Below are 15,568 nucleotides of genomic sequence, written 5' to 3' on the forward strand. Positions count from 1 at the left end.
CTCTGGAATCCTTAGGCCAGCCTTACCTTAATTCACGCCACCGGCCGGTGCCATACCGGGTTGCAAGCAGCGCGCAACGGGTGCAACTCACCGACAACCGCTACTCAACCACCCGGTCTCACTCTATGGGTGAGCAAAAGGGGTGCTGACCATGCCGACGAGAAGCGCAACCGTCCTGACCAGCGGAACGTCGAACGCCGCGAAGCTGTTCGTGGCCGCTCTGGCGTTCACCAGCGCGTACGTCGGCTTCTCCGCCTACAGTAACGCCGGCACGGCCGAGCCGCGGAAGGCAGCCGAGCCCGCCCCGATCTCCCTGGCCGCCCGTGCCATGCCCGCCTCCGAGCAGCTGGCCGGCGGCATCGCAGGGGAGCCCGGCGCCCTCACGGTGAGCACCCTGCCCGCGGAAGGCTGCGCCGGGTCGTACGTGGCCCGCACCTTCCTGGCCAACCCCGACCCCGAGGACACCGTCCTCTACCGCTGGAAGCTGACCCGCTACAGCCCCGCCACCAAGACCTGGCGCACCTACCTGTCGGACCACGACGGCTTCGCCACGGCGGGCAGGACCGTCGAGTGGCGCGCCGAGGTCAACGGCACCCCTGGCTGGTATCGGGTCGAGCTGTCGGCCGAGGGCGCCGAGACCGTCAAGAGCCCCCGTTTCGAAGTGAGCTGCTGACCGACTGCCGGGCCGCGTCGACCCAGCGCGGCACGCCGATGCGCTCGGCGACCTCCAGCGCCTTCTCGTAGTGCTGCCGGGCCGCGTCGGGCTGCCCCAGGCGGATCGCCAGGTCGCCGAGCGTCAGCGCCACCGGCCACAGGGCGACCACGCCGGTGCCGGCGCCCGCCACCCGGTCGGCGAACGGCTTGAGCTTGTCGTAGCAGTCGACCATCCGCTCGCGGTCGTCGAGCAGCATGCCGGCCAGCGCCCGCCAGGTCATGACCAGCTCGTAGAGGAAGTCGGGCCGCACGGGAGGCCGGGTGGCGGCCACGGCCCCGGCGTCGTCGAGCCGCCCGGCGGAGGCGAGGGCCAGCGCGTACGCGTCGAGCGTCCACTTGGCGCCCCGCTGGTGCGCCTCGGCCAGCGGCGCGACCATCTCGGCCGCCCGCCCGGCCACCAGGTGCAGGCAGAACGTGGTGATCAGCGGCAGGTCCTGGCGGCCCTCCAGCATGCCGGCCCGCTCCGTCATGCGGGCCGCGTCGCGGTAGGCCCGCTCGGCGCCCTCGTAGTCGCCGGAGATCATCAGCCGCTGCCCGGCGTACCAGACGACGACCGCGGCGGGCGCGGACAGGTCGTACTGCTTGGCGAGCTGGTCGGCGGCCGCCGCGTGCTCGTCGGCCGCGGCGAACTCGCCCCTGGCCGCCGCGCACTCCAGCAGCACCAGGTGGGCCAGCGCCTGCGTGGCCATCTGCCCCGAGCGCTGCGCCACCTCCAGCAGCTCGCGCCCGATGCTCTCGCGCGAGTCGACGGCCGGGATGTCGTACGACTGCCGCAGCCGCCCGCTCAGCGCCGCCGCGATCAGCGCGGGGTCGCCGCTCTGCCGGGCCAGCTCCAGCGCCTCCAGCGAGGCCTGCCTGCCCCGCTCGGGCGAGGAGGAGCCCTCCAGCTCAAGGGCCAGCGTGGTCAGCAGGCTCGCGCGCAGCCGCTGCTCACCGGCCGGCAGCTCCATGAGCGCCCGCTCGGTGACGTCGACGATCTCCCACGCCGTACGGGTGAAGTCGCGCGCCATGCCCTTGTGCGGCACGGCCAGCGACGCCGCCACCTTCGCGGTGATCTCGAGGTCGCCCAGCGGCAGCGCGGCGTCCATGGCCTGGCGGCGCAGCAGCCGCGCCGCGTGCATGTCGCCGCACAGCGCGAGCGCCCTGATCTGCCGCAGCATCAGGTGCAGCCGCTCCTTGGCCCGCTCGGGCGCCTGGTCGCCCTGGTCGTCGGCGCGCGAGCGGTCGAACGCGGCGATCGCCTGCTCCCACAGCGTGGCCGCCTCGCGGTGGGCGAAGCGCCGCTCGGCCTGCTCGGCGGCCAGGCCCGCGTAGTGGACGGCCTTCCCGGCCGCGTCGGCCAGGAAGTAGTGGTGGGCCAGCGCCGCCACGTCGGACGGCGTGTGCCGCTCGATGACCGCCGCCACCGCCGCGTGCAGCCGGGTGCGGCGCAGCCGCGAGGCGTCGGAGTAGATCGTGTCGCGGACGAGGTCGTGGTCGAAGCGCAGCAGCCCGGGACCAGGCTCGGTCACCAGGCCGGCCAGCAGCGCCGCCTCGACGGCCTCGATGACCGCGTCCTCGTCGCCGGCCACCGCGATCAGCACGTCGAGGTCGACGTCGCGGCCGATGACCGCGGCCTGCAGCAGGATCTGCTGCGCGCCCGAGGGCAGCCGCGAGATGCGCCGCCGCAGCACGTCGCGCACGCCGGACGGCACCTGCGAGAGCACCTCGGTGGCGCTGGCGCGGTCGGCCGCGCCCTCGGAGTCGAGCAGGCGCACGGTCTCGCGGACGAAGAACGGGTTGCCGCCGGTGCGCTCGACGATGGACTCGACCGCGTCCTCGTCGATCTCGCGTACGCAGGTGGCCTTGACCAGCTCGGCCACCGCCTTCGGGTCGAGCCCCGACAGCCCCACGCGTACGGGACCGAGCCTGGCCAGCGCGGCCAGCACGTCGGACTGGCGGTCGTCCAGCTCGCTCTCCCTGCACGTCACCACCAGCAGCACCCGGCTGGTCGCGAGCAGGCTGGGCAGCGCGCGCAGCAGCGCGAGCGTCTGGTCGTCGGCCCAGTGGAGGTCTTCGAGTGTCAGCAGCACGGGCCCCCGCCGCGCCACGCCGGCGAGGTAGCCGCCGACCGCGCGGTGCAGCCGGAACCCGCCGGACGCCTCGTCCTCGTCGGGGTCGGGGGCGGCGTCGTCGAGCAGCGGCGCGAGCAACTGCGCGTATTCGCCCGCGCCGGTCATGTCGATCAACGTGCGCAGGATCTCCACCCACGCCCAGCCCGGCGGGGTGGCGCTGGAGTCGGGGCAGGCACCCGACGCGGTGGTCCAGCCGTCGGCGGCGAGCCTGCCTTCGAGCTGGCGCAGCAGCGTCGTCTTGCCCGCTCCCGCCACACCGGTGACGACCGCGACCTGGAACCTGCCGGTGCGCGAGGCCGCGGTGGTGAGCCTGGCCAGCTCGGCGTCGCGGCCGACGAACGGCTCGGGCTCCAGCGGCGGCGGCTCGATGTGCGCGGCGGGCCGCGGCGGCCAGGTGTCGGTGACGGGCGCGGCCGGCCTGGCGGCGCGGGCGGGCAGAGCGAGGTCGAGCTCGGGCGACTGGGCCAGGATGTCGGACTCGAGCTTGCGCAGCGCCGGGCCGGGGTCGATGCCCAGCTCGTCGGCCAGGATGTTGCGCGCCCTGCGCAGCGCGGCCAGCGCGTCGCCCTGCCGGCCGCAGCGGTAGAGGCCGAGCGCCAGCAGCCGCCAGCCCTCCTCGCGCAGCGGATGCTCGGTGGTGAGCGCCTCGAGGTCGGGGACGGTCTCGGCGTGCAGCCCCAGCCGCAGCCCCGTGTCGGCGTGGCGCTCGCGGGAGACCAGGCGCAGCTCGGTCAGCCGGTTGACCTCGGCCTCCGCCCACGCCTGGTCGGCGAAGTCGGAGTAGGGGGTGCCGCGCCACAGCCCGAGCGCCTTCTCCAGGCGGCCTCTGGCGGCCTGCGGATCGCCCTCTTCGAGGTGCTCGCCGGCCGCGCGCACGAGCTGCTCGAACCTGAGCGCGTCGACCTGGTCGGACGCCACGCGCAGCGCGTAGCCGGACGCGACCGTCACCAGCAGCCGGTTGGGGCCGCCGCGCGGACGGCCCGGCTCCAGCACCCTGCGCAGGCGCGAGATGTAGACCTGCAGGCCCGACTGCGCGCCTTTTGCCGCGTCGTCGTCCCACAGATCGTAAAGAAGTGTGTCAACGGGCACGACCTGACCTCTGGCCACGAGCAGGCGGGCCAGGACGGCCCGCTGTCGCAACCCGCCGAGGTCGAGTTCGTCGTCGTGTTCGTACGCCTCGACTGGCCCCAGAACTCGGAACGCCACCATGTCAGCCGCCACGCTATGCGGGCCTACGAATCACGCACAAGGGCCGTGGTCGATTAGCACGCGATGGGTTTGGGATTGTCACTAGGTGGCCTTCGAGATCGCGGACGGGGGCTCCGCGCCGGCGTCCCGGCCGCCGCGCCTGCGCAGCAGTGCCCAGGCGCCGAGAGCCAGGCCGCCGAACGGGATCTCGATAGTGTAAGTCCAGAAGCCGAAAAGCAGTGCGGTGGCGATGGCGGGCGTGGCGCCCACGCCGAAGGCGATGAGGAGCGCGGCCACCCCGCTCTCCATGATCCCGGCGCCGCTCGGCGTGATCAGGGCGCTGGTCAGCACCCGCGACAGCGCGAAGACGGCGATCGACTCGGCGAGGCCGGGCCAGGCGCCGGTGGCCGACATGCAGGCCGCCATGATGGCCCACTGGAAGCCGAGGAAGAACACCATGCCGAGCGACAGCCCGGGCCACCGGGTGCGTACGACGCCCGCGGTGTCGGCGCGCAGCCGGTGGAACGCCTCCGAGGCGTGCACCTTCAGCCGCAGCAGCCGGGTGAGGCCGTCGAGCGCCCTGCCGAGCGCCCGCGCGGCGCGGTCCCAGTAGAGGGCCGCGGCCACGACCAGGCACAGCACGAGAATGGAGATCGCGCCCGTCCAGCCCGCGTTGGCGACGGTGGAGTTGGGCGCCTTGCCCGCGGCGAGCAGCGCGATGATGCCCACGGCCGGCAGGACGAACCTGAACAACGTGTTCCAGATGCCGCTGACCAGCGTCATCACCACGAACGCCCGGCTCGTGAACCCCCAGCCCTTCGTCATCGCGAACGACAGCGCCACGCCCACCGCCCCGCCGAACGGCAGCAGGTTGCTCACCGCGCTGCCCGCCGCGTTGAGCGCCAGGCCCTGGAGGTTGTTGAGCCCCGGCAGCGAGCTGGTCAGCACGAACGTGTAGGACAGCAGGCTGAGCAGCCACAGCGCCGTCATCAGCGCGATCTCGCCGCCGCCGAGGGTGGCGAACAGCGCCCCGATCTCGCTCCACGAGACCGGCTTGCCGGTCAGCGCCCGCACGATCTCCGGCAGGTAGACGACGAGCAGCACGGCCAGGCCGAGCGAGAGCACGGACAAGGCGATCTGCAGCCACTTGTTCTTCATCGGGGTCCAGTCTGCCGGTTGGCAGCGGGCCGCGCGTCACCCCCAGGTATGAGGCGTAGGTATCAGGCGGGCCACCCGTCGAAGGGATGACGCAGGCGGGCTCCCGGCGGCAGGTCGCGGCGGACGTACCACTCGGTGCCGAAGACGAAGCGGTAGAGCGGGCGCGGGACCTTGAGCATCACGGCGAGCGTGCGGTCGCTGTCGCCGCCGCTGGCCTGCGAGGCGTGCGCGGCCATGGACGCCCGCTTCTGGCGGGCGTAGCGGCGGACGTTGACGCGGTGGGTGATGGCCTCGCCCGGTGAGTACGCGCTCTCGAACGTGCGGACGTCGAACTCCGGCGGGAACCGGTAGACCTTCCCCGCCAGCTTCAGCAGCCGCACCAGCGGGTCGCGGTTGACCGTCGCCTCCAGGACGATCTCCGTGCCCGCGATCTTCGCCGCCCGCCTGCCCACCCGGTGCACCTGCACGTGGTCGGGATGCCCGTAGCCGCCCGCCGGGTCGTAGATGGTCAGCAGGTCGGCCCGCTCCTCCTGGAGGATCGCGGCCAGCGCCTTGGCGGCCGCCTCGGTGTCGGCGTCGATGAAGGCGTTGTCGGGGCGCTCGTCGGCGACGCCGCCCTGCGGGCTCAGGCCCGAGTCGCCGTAGCCGAGGCACTCGACGCGGGCGCAGCCCAGCAGCGCGGCCGACTCGTACAGCTCCTTGAGCCGGGTCTCGCCCAGCTCGTCGCCCGGCTCCATCTCGGCCAGGCCGCGCTCGCCCGCGGTGGCCACCACGAGCACCACGCGGTGTCCTTCGGCCGCGAGCATCGCCATGGTGCCCGCCGTCAGCAGGGCCTCGTCGTCGGGGTGGGCATGGAAGAACACAGCGGTACGTGGAGGCACAGGCCCAGATTAGTCTGGGAGGGGTGCGGATCTTTCACGTGAGTGACTGTTACCTGCCGCGACTCGGGGGGATCGAGGTCCAGGTCGCCGATCTCGTGCGCGTGCAGCGGGAGGCCGGGCACGAGGTGTCGGTGGCCACGGCGACCAGGGGAGAGCCGCTGCCCGGTGTGCACAGGATCGTCGCCCCGATGCCGTTCGACCTGCCCGTCCACCCGTTCGGGGTGGGGCATCTCACGCGGCGCATCACCTCGGCGCGTCCCGACGTCGTCCACGTGCACGCGGGGGCGGTGTCGCCGTTCGCGTGGATGGGGGTGCGGGCCGCGCATCGCGCCGGTGTGCCGTGCGTGGTGACCGTGCACAGCATGTGGGATCCGGTGACGCGGGCGCTCTATCGGCTGCTCCGGCTGGCGTACGGGTGGGAGCGGTGGCGGCTGGTGGCCACCACGGTCAGCAACGCCGCGGCCGCCCCGATCCGCGCGGTGGCCGGGCCGCTGGTGCCGGTCCGCGTCGTCTCCAACGGGCTCGACCTGTCCGGCTGGGCGCCGCCGCCCGGCGCGCCGGACTCCCGGTCCGACGTGCACGTCGTCGCCGTCGGACGGCTGGCTCCGCGCAAGCAGCCGGTACGCCTGCTGAAGCTGCTGCTGGCGGCCCGGTCCCAGGTGCCCGCCCACATCCCCATGCGGGCCACGATCGTCGGCGACGGGCCGGCACGGGGGCAGATGGAGCGGTTCCTGGAGCGCCACGGCATGGCGTCCTGGGTGTCCCTTCCCGGGCGCTACACCCGGGAGCAGATCGCCAAGGTGCTGGAGTCGGCCGACGTGTTCGTGGCGCCGGCGCCACGCGAGTCGTTCGGCATCGCCGCCCTCGAGGCGCGCGCGGCCGGGCTGCCGGTGGTGGCGCGGGCGCAGAGCGGCGTCGCCGACTTCGTCAAGGACGGCGTCGAGGGCCTGCTGGGCCGCACGCTGGGCGATCTGGCCAGGGCGGTCGCCCGCCTGTGCCGCGACCCGGAGCTGCGGGTGGCCATCGCCGCCCACAACCGCACCACCCCACCGACCGCCGGCTCCTGGGAAGCCGTCCTCGACGGTTTCGACCACGCCTACACCCACGCCCTCACCCTCCGCACCTCGTAACGAGGCTCGCCTTGGTGATGGCGGGTGTCCTTTGGGTGGGGTGGGCTCGTGGGACGTGGTGTTTGACGTCTTCGGTCGCGCTTGCACCGACGCTTTCCGCGCCTTGTAGCGGGGGCTCGCCTCGGTGAAGGCGGGCGTCCTTTGGGTGGGAGAGGGGCGGGCTAATCGGACGTCGTGCTCGACGTCTTCGGCCGCGTCTACACCCACGCCCTCACCCTCCGCGCCACGTAGCGAACGCTCGCCCTGGTGGTGGGTGTCCCTTGGGTGGGGTGGGTGGGCGTCGGGCTCGGTCAGTTCGGCTGCGCCGGCGGTTCTCCATAGGGAGGCCGGTTGGGGTCGTGGGGTCTGCGCGTAGGGATGGGTGGAAACGGCGAAGCCCGCCACCTTGGTGGCGGGTGGCGGGCTTTCCCCAGGCCCCGGGTGGAGGGTGCCCCCATGGCGTCACGCCCTCCGGGCAGGGGCCGGGACGCGGCCGCCGGAGCACCTGTCCCCCACAGGTGTTCACGGCGACCGCGAGTCTGCTAGGAGCAGGCCGAGACGATCTTGCTCTGGAACCCGCTGACCTTGCCGGTGAACTCGCTGGCCTTGGACAGGTCGCCGCCCTCGATCGAGGCGAACCCGTCGGCCAGGTCGGTCAGCGCGGCGCCGACCTCGCCGTCGTACTTGCCGGCCAGTTCCTTGGTCTTGGTGGCCGCCGTCTTGGAGGCCTCGCCGATCGCGTCCTTGTCGGTCGCGCTCGCGCTGATCGCTGAGCTCCACTCGGTGACGATCGTGGTGGCTTCCTGGGCCGCGGAGTTGCAGTCGACGGCCTGGCCGAACGCGCCACAAGCGGTGGTGAGAGCGGCAAGAGTGAGCGTCGCGGCCACAGCGGCGAGGCGACGAGGGGGAGTCATGTACGTGCCCTTCGTTGGTTCAACTTACGAAAAGCACCATATGGGCGATCACTTGATCGTCACTTGCACCCCACTAACACCACCCGTATCAACCCAGCGTAAAGCCGTGCAGCAAAGCTCGCACGATCTCGTCCGGTTCGGGTAGCGGGAGCTCGAAAATCCCCCGATAGGTGATGAAACCGACGAACATGTCAGTCAGCATCCACAGGTCCGCGTCGGGCCGCAGCTCGCCGCGCGCGATCGCCCGCTCGTACACGACCCACGACCGCTCCATGCGGGTGCGCATGGAGGTGCGGACGACGTCCGCGATCGCCGGGTCGCGCCCCGCCTCGGCGTACACCTGCCTGGCCAGGCGCGACACCTCGGGGCGCCGCCACAGCGCGATCGTGTCGGCGACCACCACGCTCAGGTCGCCGGCGAGCGTGCCGGTGTCGGGGACGGCGACGTGGACGTCCATGAGGCCGCCGAGGGTTTCGAGGAGCATGTCCCGTTTGCCGCCGTATCGGCGGAACACGCTCGCCCTGCCGACGCCTGCCGCGGCGGCGACGTCGTCCATGGTGAAGTCGAGGCCGTGGGAGAGCACCAGCGTGGCAGCGGCCTGCCTGATGCGGTGATCAACCGAGGGGTCGGGTTTACGACCGCGCGCAGGCATTGTGATACTCCAAGTATCCGATATCGAGCGTCTCACTATTCAGGGGTCGTTATGAGAGTAGTCGTCATCGGCGCGGGGGTCGCGGGGCTCGCCCTGGCCAGGGGGTTGCTGCGCAAGGGCCACGACGTCGAGGTGTACGAGGAGTCGCCCGAGCCGCGCACGGCCGGCGGCTCCGTCTCGCTCTGGCCCGGCAGCACGGCCATCCTGGAGGAGCTCAAGGTGGACTGGGCCGGCGTCGGCCGCCGCCTGGAGACGCTGGAGTCGTGGGCCCCCGACGGCCGCCGCCTGCTGACCCTCGATCTGACCGTCCCCGAGCGCCGCTTCGGGCATCCCGTCGTCCACGTCGCCCGCAGCGAGCTGGTGGAGCTGCTGGCCGACGGCGTGCCGGTGACGTACGGCGCCCGCGCCGAGCACGTGGTGCCGGAACGGGCCGAGGTGCGGCTGTCCGACGGCCGCACGGTACGCGGCGACGTGCTGGTGGGCGCCGACGGCCGCCGTTCGGCGGTGCGCTCGGCCCTGTGGGGCGCCGACGCGGCCACCCTGAGCCCGTGGGTCACCTGGCAGGGGTTCACCACCGAGCCGACCCTGCTGACCGAGTCCGGCAGGGCGGTGATGATCGCGGGCAGGCACGGGCTGTGCGGGCTGATCCCGGCGGGCAGGGGGCGGCTGCTGTGGTGGTTCGACGTCAGGTCGGCGCCGGGGCGGCCGTTCTGGGCCGGCGACCCGCAGGTGGTGGAGCGGCTGCGGGAGCGGTTCGGGGAGTGGGCCGACCCGGTGCCGAAGGTGCTGGCCTCGATCGCGGACATTGACTTCTTCCCCCACCACCGCCAGCCGATCCCCAAGGTCTGGGGGAGGGGGCCGACCACGCTGGCCGGTGACGCGGCCCACACGATGCCGCCCACCATGGCCCAGGGCGCCAATCAGGCGCTGGAGGACGCCTGGCTGCTCAGCCGGTCGATCGGGGACCTGCGGGCGTACGAGAAAGCCAGGTCGAAGGTGGTGCGCAGACCCGCCAGGCTGGCCGCCACGGAGGCCACCGACATGCAGCGGCCGATCGCCGGACTGCTGCCCGACGGCCTCACAACCCGCATCTACACCCTGTTGTTGCGCCGCTACAGCAACTACCTCTTGACAGCCCCCTGAGGCCGCCCGACTATGTCGCATATAGAGCAACTCGGTGCGTAATGCGCAACAAGGGCGGTGCCGGTTGACCATCACGTCCAGCCTGATCTCCACGCTCCCAGGCAGCGCCTACACCGATCCTGAGGTGTTCGCCGAGGAGCAGGAGAAGATCTTCGAGAACCTCTGGTTCTGCGCCGTCAGGTCGGCGGATCTGGCGAAGCCGGGCGCGTTCAGGACCGTTCAGGTGGGCCGGGAGAGCGTCATCATCGTACGCGGGCGCGACGATCAGGTGCGCGCCTTCCTCAACGTCTGCCGGCACCGTGGGGCGCGGTTATGTCTGGAGGAGGCCGGCGAGGTCAAGCGGACGATCAGGTGCGCCTACCACGCCTGGTCCTACGACCTGAACGGCCGCCTCGCCGCCGCGCCCAACCTGGCCAGGATGCCGGACATCGACCGGGCCGCGTACGGAATGGTCCCCGTGCACCTGCGCGAGTGGCTCGGCTACGCCTGGGTCTGCCTGGCCGCCGAGCCGCCCTCGTTCGAGGAGACCGTCACCCGGGCCGCCACCGAGCGGCTCGGCGACCCCGCCGCCATCGAGCGCTACCACGTCGAGGACCTCGCGCTCGGCCGCCGCATCCTCTACGACGTCAAGGCCAACTGGAAGCTCCTGGTCGAGAACTTCATGGAGTGCTACCACTGCGCCACCATCCACCCCGAGCTGACCGCCGTGCTGCCGGAGTTCGCCGGCGGCTACGCGGCGCAGTACTACGTGGGCCACGGCGCCGAGTTCGCCGAGCGGGCCGCGGGGTTCACCGTGGACGGCAGCCCCGGCTTCGGCAAGCTGCCGGACGTGGCGCAGGAGCAGGACCGCCGCTATTACGCGATCACCGTCAAGCCGCAGGTCTTCGTCAACCTGGTGCCCGACCACGTGATCCTGCACCGCATGTTCCCGCTGGCGGTGGACAGGACGGTCGTCGAGTGCGACTGGCTCTACCACCCCGACGTGGTCGCGTCGGGCGCCGACGTGTCGCTGTCGGTCGAGCTGTTCCACCGGGTCAACGAGCAGGACTTCGACGCGTGCGAGCGCACCCAGCCCGGCATGTCGTCACGGGCCTACCGGGACGGCGGCGTGCTCGTGCCCAGCGAGCACCACATCTCGCTCTTCCATCAGTGGGTGAACCAGCGCTTGCGCGGATAGCGCACGGTGAGCCCGCCGTACTTCGCCCGGCCGGTGATCACGAAGTAGAGGGCGCCTGGCCGTGGCCTGCTCGGCACGTCGTCGGTCCGCGTGGCGCCCCAGGTGCTCTCGAAGCCGTCGATGTTCGCCACCGCGCCCTCGGGCACGGTGATCCTGGCGTTGCCGTACTGGAGGTCGAGCTCGATCTCCACCACCTGGTGCGGGATCACGGCATCGGAGAAGTCGAGGTCGACGGTGCCGTACTTGCTGCCCGCCCGCAGGCGGCGGGGCACCGCCCAGTCGCCTGAGCGCTTGACTGCGCCGTTGGCCTGCTGGAGCTCCACGACGTCGCCGACCCGCGGCTCGTCCGCGGGCAGGTCGTCGATCAGGGCCAGCAGGTCGGCGTACGTCTTCGCGGTGAGCGCGCGTTCAAGCCGCTCGTCGAGCTCGGGGTGGGTGAGGCGGCCCTCGGAGAACGCGCGTTGCAGCCGCTGGGCGGTCTGCTCGCGGTCCTCATCCGAGACGCGCATCCGCATTTCCGACATGTCCTGAGCATAGGTTCGCTTGACTCAGAAGGGGAGTTGCCGCCCTGAAGGGGTGCGGAGATCGAGGGGCAACGGACGGTGTCCTGGACGGGGGCGCTGAATCACCTGGACTCTCTTCACACCCAATAGGTACCCATCGGATGGCTTTGAAGACACCAACCTTAGGTAGCCTGTGGCTGATGCCGGCAGACCCGTTCCACCATCCCGCACTGCTCTATCGGAGTGATGGGGAATATGTGGCTGCCACCACGGCCTTCGTGACCGACGGCCTGGCCGCCGGCGACCCCGTCGCGGTGGCCGTACCCAGCGCCAGGCTCGCGCTCATCGAGGGCTCGCTCGGCGCCGCCGCCCGCGACGTGCTCATGCTCGACATGACCGAGGCGGGACGCAACCCCGGCCGCATCATCCCCGCCGTGCTGCGCGGCTTCGCCGACCGGCATCCCGGCCGCCACGTGCGGATCATCGGCGAGCCGATCTGGCCGGAGCGCACGCGCGACGAGTACGCCGCCTGCGCGCAGCACGAGGCACTGATCAACCTGTCGTTCGCGGGGCGGCCCGCGACGATCATGTGCCCGTACGACGTGCGCACGCTGAGCGACGAGGTCATCGGCGAGGCCGCGCGCACCCACCCCGTGCTGCGCGACGCGTCCGGCACGTGGACGAGCGCCGACTACGCGCCCGAGCAGGTCGTCGAGGGCCACAACCGGCCGTTCGACGAGCCAGAGAGCTGCGTCTCGCTGCACTTCGACAGCTCCAACCTGTCGTCCGCGCGGGCCCTGGCCGCCCGCGAGGCCGCCGCCCTCGGTTTCACCGGCGACCGGCTCGACGACATCAGGCTCACCGTGGCCGAGCTGGGCGCCAACAGCCTCGACCACGGCGGCGGCGCCGGGCTGCTGCGCGTGTGGCAGGCCGACGGGCGGCTGGTGTGCGAGGTCAGCGACCGCGGCCACATCACCGATCCGCTGGTGGGCCGCCGCCCGGTCGATCCGCGCCAGTCGGGCTCGCGCGGCCTGCTGATCGTCAACCTGCTCAGCGACCTCGTACGCGTCCACACCCGCCCGGGCGCCACCACCGTACGCGCGTACTTCGACTCCGCCTCCTGACCCCCGCCCGGGCGTGGGGACGGCCACCCGCACCCTGAGGGGGCCGACCCTACCCAGGGTCATGAAACGCCAGCTCAACGGCCACGGCCAGGGGCAGGTCAGCCCAAGGTATTAGGGGATCCTTCAGGGCGAGTTCGGGCCGATCTCCGATGTTCGGAAAAGCCGCTTTCCACGAGCTTTGAAGGCATGAAGGAATTGCTCGTCAGTGGATTCGCGGCCATCGGCGCCGGCAGCGGCGCGATGCTCACGCTGCACGCCGCCTCGAACCTGGACCCGATGCACGCCGTGATCAGTGAGTACGTCTGGCAGTCGGCCGGCTGGCTGCTGCCCGCCGCGCTGACCCTGTTCGCTGTGGGCTCCGCGCTGATCGCGGAGGCGCTGCGCCGGGCCGGTGCGAACCGCTGGGTCGTCCTGTTGCTGCTTGGCTGGGGCGCGAGCATGTTCCTGGTGGGCGCGTTCCCGACGGACCGGCCGGGGCTGCCGCTGTCGATGTCGGGGGGCATCCACCGCTATGCCGCTTTCGCCGCGTTCGTCATGATGCCGCTCGCCGGGCTGCTGCTGGCCAAGGCGCGGGTCCGCTACGCGAAGGCGCTGCGCGTGCTCAGCGTGGTCGCCGTCGGCGCGCTGCTGCTGGTCGTGGTCCCGTACGTGGTGCGCATGTTCGGCATCCCGCTGTCCAACGACGACATCCCCGCCGGGCTGACCCAGCGCGTGGTGGTCGTCACCGAATTGGGCGTGCTGGCCTTGGCGGGCATGGCGATGCTGCGGACCTCCGCCCGCCGTGTGCCGGCCCTCGCCTAGATCAAGAAGTCAGGCGTGAAAGCCGCACTACGGGAAGAGGAAGGAGATGACGATTTTGATCGCGTACGACGGGTCCGACGACGCCAAGGCCGCCATCGAGTTCGCGGGCCGGATGTTCCCGGGGGAGCACGCCGTGGTGCTGACCGTGTGGGAGCGGCTGGCGATGACCTCGGCCCGCGCGTCGGCCGGGCTCATGGTGACGATCGACCAGGCGGGCGCAGAGGACGAGGCGATCGGGCAGGCGATGAGCGAGCTGGCCATGCAGGGCGCCGAGCTGGCCAGGGAAGCGGGGCTGGACGCCACCCCGCGCTGCGACGTGGACTCCGTGGCCGTCTGGTCGACCATCGTGGACGTGGCGGAGGAACTGGACGCCTCGCTCATCGTGACCGGCACCAGAGGGCTGGGCGGGGTGCGCTCGCTGCTGCTGGGCAGCACGTCCGACCGGGTGCTGCACCACGCGCACCGGCCCGTGCTGGTCGTCCCCGGCCCCCGCAAGGACGGATGAGACGACGTATAGTGTCGGCATGATCGCGACGTGCCGACGAATGATGGCCCCCTAGGGGGTTTCACCGGCACGTCCACGTTGAGGCCCTGCTAGCCGGGGCCTCTCTTCGTGTCCGGGGCCCCTTCGGGAGGCATCCGATGTACGTCACGACCACCATCCCCTACGTCAACGCCAGGCCGCACCTCGGCCACGCGCTGGAGCTCGTCCAGGCCGACGTGCTGGCCAGGCACCACAGGCGGCGCGGCGCGCCCGTACGGTTCCAGACCGGCAGCGACGACAACTCCTTGAAGAACGTGCTGGCCGCGGAGGCGGCGGGCGTGCCGGTGCGCGAACTGGTCGACCGCAACGCCGCCGCCTTCGAGGCGCTGCGCGGGCCGCTCGACGTGTCGTTCGACGCCTTCATCAGGACCAGCGCGCACCCCGCGCACCGCGCCGGCGTCGAGCGGATCTGGCAGGAGATCGCGCACGACCTCTACCAGCGCCACTACGAGGGGCTCTACTGCGTGGGCTGCGAGCAGTTCTACCAGGAGGGCCCCTGCCCCGACGGGCATCCAGGGCCGCTGCAGACGGTCTCGGAGCAGAACTGGTTCTTCCGGCTCTCCCGCTACCAGGACGCGCTGCTCGACCTCATCGGCAGCGGGCGGCTGCGCGTCGAGCCGGCGGCCCGGCGCAACGAGGTGCTGGCGTTCGTGGCGGCCGGGCTGTCCGACATCAGCGTCTCCCGCTCGGCCGCCCGCGCCCGCGGCTGGGGCATCCCCGTGCCGGGCGACTCCGACCAGGTGATCTACGTCTGGTGGGACGCGCTGGCCAACTACGTCACGGCGCTGGACGAGCCCGGCGCGTACGAGCGGTGGTGGGTGCGCGAGCAGGACAAGGTGCACATCGTGGGCAAGGGCGTGATCCGGTTCCACGCGGTCCACTGGCCGGCCATGCTGCTGTCGGCCGGGCGGCCGCTGCCCACCGCCGTCTTCGTGCACGACTACATCACGGCCGGCGGCCGCAAGATCAGCAAGTCGGCGGGCGGGACGGCCGATCCAGCGGAGCTGGTGGCGGCGTACGGGGTGGACGCGGTGCGGTGGTGGCTGCTGCGCGAGGTGCCGCGCGTGGGCGACGTGGACTTCACCGAGGAACGACTGCGCGCGCGGGCCGACGAGGACCTCGCCAACGGCCTCGGCAACCTGGTCAGCCGGGTCGCGACCATGGTGCACCGCTTCCTCGACGGCCACGTGCCGCCGCAGGACGAACCGTTGGCCGAGATCTCGGTGGACGCGGCGCTCGCGGACTTCGACTTCCGGCGGGCGGCGATCGAGGTGTGGCGCATCGTCGAGGAGGCCAACCGGTACGTCGAGGCCGCCAGGCCGTGGGCGCAGCCGCGCGCCCGGCAGGAGGTGTCGCTGGGCCGGCTGGTCGGAGCGTGCAGGGAGCTGGCCGATCAGCTGGAGCCGTTCCTGCCGACGGCCGCCCGCCGCGTGGCCGCGGCGGTCGGCGGTGAACGGCTGGCGAAACCGCGCCCGTTGTTCCCGCGCAGCGGAGTTTGACGATCTTGACTGTCCGGCTTAGGTTTGCGCGCAACCGACCACCTGGT

Annotated in this window: 14 protein-coding genes; 8 read left to right on the plus strand and 6 right to left on the minus strand. The window is 72.0% G+C overall.

Annotated elements, in window-relative coordinates; translation table 11 throughout:
- The first annotated feature begins 151 nt into the window (after nt 1-151).
- The gene (locus ACFFR3_RS29250) at nt 152-673 is read left to right on the plus strand and encodes a hypothetical protein (protein WP_345388761.1); all 522 of its coding nucleotides are present in this window, start codon (nt 152-154) and stop codon (nt 671-673) included.
- On the opposite strand, the gene ACFFR3_RS29255 is transcribed toward ACFFR3_RS29250, so the two are convergent.
- The 3 genes from ACFFR3_RS29255 to ACFFR3_RS29265 form a co-directional block, all read right to left on the minus strand.
- The gene (locus ACFFR3_RS29255) at nt 642-4,037 is read right to left on the minus strand and encodes an ATP-binding protein (protein WP_364370193.1); all 3,396 of its coding nucleotides are present in this window, start codon (nt 4,035-4,037) and stop codon (nt 642-644) included. The genes ACFFR3_RS29250 and ACFFR3_RS29255 overlap by 32 nt on opposite strands.
- 81 nt (nt 4,038-4,118) lie before the next feature.
- Entirely contained in the window at nt 4,119-5,174 is a 1,056-nt protein-coding gene (locus ACFFR3_RS29260; protein ID WP_364370196.1) for a lysylphosphatidylglycerol synthase domain-containing protein, read from the minus strand.
- Between the two features lie 62 nt (nt 5,175-5,236).
- Nucleotides 5,237-6,055, minus strand: a complete 819-nt coding sequence (locus tag ACFFR3_RS29265; RefSeq protein ID WP_364370199.1) for a PIG-L deacetylase family protein — start codon at nt 6,053-6,055, stop codon at nt 5,237-5,239.
- Between the two features lie 38 nt (nt 6,056-6,093).
- Here ACFFR3_RS29265 and ACFFR3_RS29270 point away from each other — a divergent pair, with 38 nt between their 5' ends.
- Nucleotides 6,094-7,185, plus strand: coding sequence for a glycosyltransferase (locus ACFFR3_RS29270; RefSeq protein WP_364370202.1), 1,092 nt, complete (start codon nt 6,094-6,096; stop codon nt 7,183-7,185).
- A gap of 521 nt (nt 7,186-7,706) precedes the next feature.
- On the opposite strand, the gene ACFFR3_RS29275 is transcribed toward ACFFR3_RS29270, so the two are convergent.
- Together ACFFR3_RS29275 and ACFFR3_RS29280 are read right to left on the minus strand one after the other, a co-directional pair.
- The gene (locus tag ACFFR3_RS29275) at nt 7,707-8,078 is read right to left on the minus strand and encodes a DUF8711 family protein (protein ID WP_345388751.1); all 372 of its coding nucleotides are present in this window, start codon (nt 8,076-8,078) and stop codon (nt 7,707-7,709) included.
- An 88-nt stretch (nt 8,079-8,166) separates the two neighbouring features.
- A complete protein-coding gene (locus ACFFR3_RS29280; RefSeq protein WP_345388749.1) occupies nt 8,167-8,730 on the minus strand; it encodes a TetR-like C-terminal domain-containing protein in 564 nt (187 codons plus the stop codon).
- A 51-nt stretch (nt 8,731-8,781) separates the two neighbouring features.
- On the opposite strand from ACFFR3_RS29280, the gene ACFFR3_RS29285 reads away from it, so the two are divergent.
- Nucleotides 8,782-9,873, plus strand: coding sequence for an FAD-dependent oxidoreductase (locus ACFFR3_RS29285; protein WP_364370209.1), 1,092 nt, complete (start codon nt 8,782-8,784; stop codon nt 9,871-9,873).
- Between the two features lie 64 nt (nt 9,874-9,937).
- Entirely contained in the window at nt 9,938-11,050 is a 1,113-nt protein-coding gene (locus ACFFR3_RS29290; protein ID WP_345388744.1) for an aromatic ring-hydroxylating oxygenase subunit alpha, read from the plus strand.
- Here ACFFR3_RS29290 and ACFFR3_RS29295 read toward each other — a convergent pair.
- Nucleotides 11,020-11,574, minus strand: a complete 555-nt coding sequence (locus tag ACFFR3_RS29295) for a DUF1707 SHOCT-like domain-containing protein (protein ID WP_364370215.1) — start codon at nt 11,572-11,574, stop codon at nt 11,020-11,022. The genes ACFFR3_RS29290 and ACFFR3_RS29295 overlap by 31 nt on opposite strands.
- Nucleotides 11,575-11,753: 179 nt before the next feature.
- On the opposite strand from ACFFR3_RS29295, the gene ACFFR3_RS29300 reads away from it, so the two are divergent.
- The 4 genes from ACFFR3_RS29300 (at nt 11,754) to ACFFR3_RS29315 (ending at nt 15,521) form a co-directional block, all read left to right on the plus strand.
- A complete protein-coding gene (locus ACFFR3_RS29300; protein WP_364370218.1) occupies nt 11,754-12,677 on the plus strand; it encodes an anti-sigma factor RsbA family regulatory protein in 924 nt (307 codons plus the stop codon).
- A 186-nt stretch (nt 12,678-12,863) separates the two neighbouring features.
- Nucleotides 12,864-13,478: a DUF998 domain-containing protein gene (locus ACFFR3_RS29305; protein ID WP_364370221.1), complete on the plus strand. Its 615-nt coding sequence runs from the start codon at nt 12,864-12,866 to the stop codon at nt 13,476-13,478.
- A 46-nt stretch (nt 13,479-13,524) separates the two neighbouring features.
- Complete coding sequence (locus tag ACFFR3_RS29310) at nt 13,525-13,983, plus strand: universal stress protein (RefSeq protein ID WP_345388735.1); 459 nt, start codon at nt 13,525-13,527, stop codon at nt 13,981-13,983.
- 137 nt (nt 13,984-14,120) lie between these two features.
- Nucleotides 14,121-15,521 (plus strand): methionine--tRNA ligase, encoded by a 1,401-nt coding sequence (locus ACFFR3_RS29315; protein ID WP_345388733.1) that lies wholly within the window; start codon nt 14,121-14,123, stop codon nt 15,519-15,521.
- The last annotated feature ends 47 nt before the right edge of the window (nt 15,522-15,568 follow it).

Origin of the sequence: Nonomuraea salmonea (assembly GCF_042428605.1) — a bacterium.
GTDB classification, from domain to species: domain Bacteria; phylum Actinomycetota; class Actinomycetes; order Streptosporangiales; family Streptosporangiaceae; genus Nonomuraea; species Nonomuraea salmonea.

Excerpts from the sequence above, each read along its gene's own strand:
- ACFFR3_RS29250 (WP_345388761.1), top strand. The coding sequence starts at position 152 with ATGCCGACGAGAAGCGCAACCGTCCTGACCAGCGGAACGTCGAACGCC.
- ACFFR3_RS29255 (WP_364370193.1), bottom strand. The coding sequence starts at position 4,037 with ATGGTGGCGTTCCGAGTTCTGGGGCCAGTCGAGGCGTACGAACACGAC.
- ACFFR3_RS29260 (WP_364370196.1), bottom strand. The coding sequence starts at position 5,174 with ATGAAGAACAAGTGGCTGCAGATCGCCTTGTCCGTGCTCTCGCTCGGC.
- ACFFR3_RS29280 (WP_345388749.1), bottom strand. The coding sequence starts at position 8,730 with ATGCCTGCGCGCGGTCGTAAACCCGACCCCTCGGTTGATCACCGCATC.
- ACFFR3_RS29295 (WP_364370215.1), bottom strand. The coding sequence starts at position 11,574 with ATGTCGGAAATGCGGATGCGCGTCTCGGATGAGGACCGCGAGCAGACC.
- ACFFR3_RS29285 (WP_364370209.1), top strand. The coding sequence starts at position 8,782 with ATGAGAGTAGTCGTCATCGGCGCGGGGGTCGCGGGGCTCGCCCTGGCC.
- ACFFR3_RS29310 (WP_345388735.1), top strand. The coding sequence starts at position 13,525 with ATGACGATTTTGATCGCGTACGACGGGTCCGACGACGCCAAGGCCGCC.
- ACFFR3_RS29305 (WP_364370221.1), top strand. The coding sequence starts at position 12,864 with ATGAAGGAATTGCTCGTCAGTGGATTCGCGGCCATCGGCGCCGGCAGC.
- ACFFR3_RS29275 (WP_345388751.1), bottom strand. The coding sequence starts at position 8,078 with ATGACTCCCCCTCGTCGCCTCGCCGCTGTGGCCGCGACGCTCACTCTT.
- ACFFR3_RS29300 (WP_364370218.1), top strand. The coding sequence starts at position 11,754 with ATGCCGGCAGACCCGTTCCACCATCCCGCACTGCTCTATCGGAGTGAT.
- ACFFR3_RS29315 (WP_345388733.1), top strand. The coding sequence starts at position 14,121 with ATGTACGTCACGACCACCATCCCCTACGTCAACGCCAGGCCGCACCTC.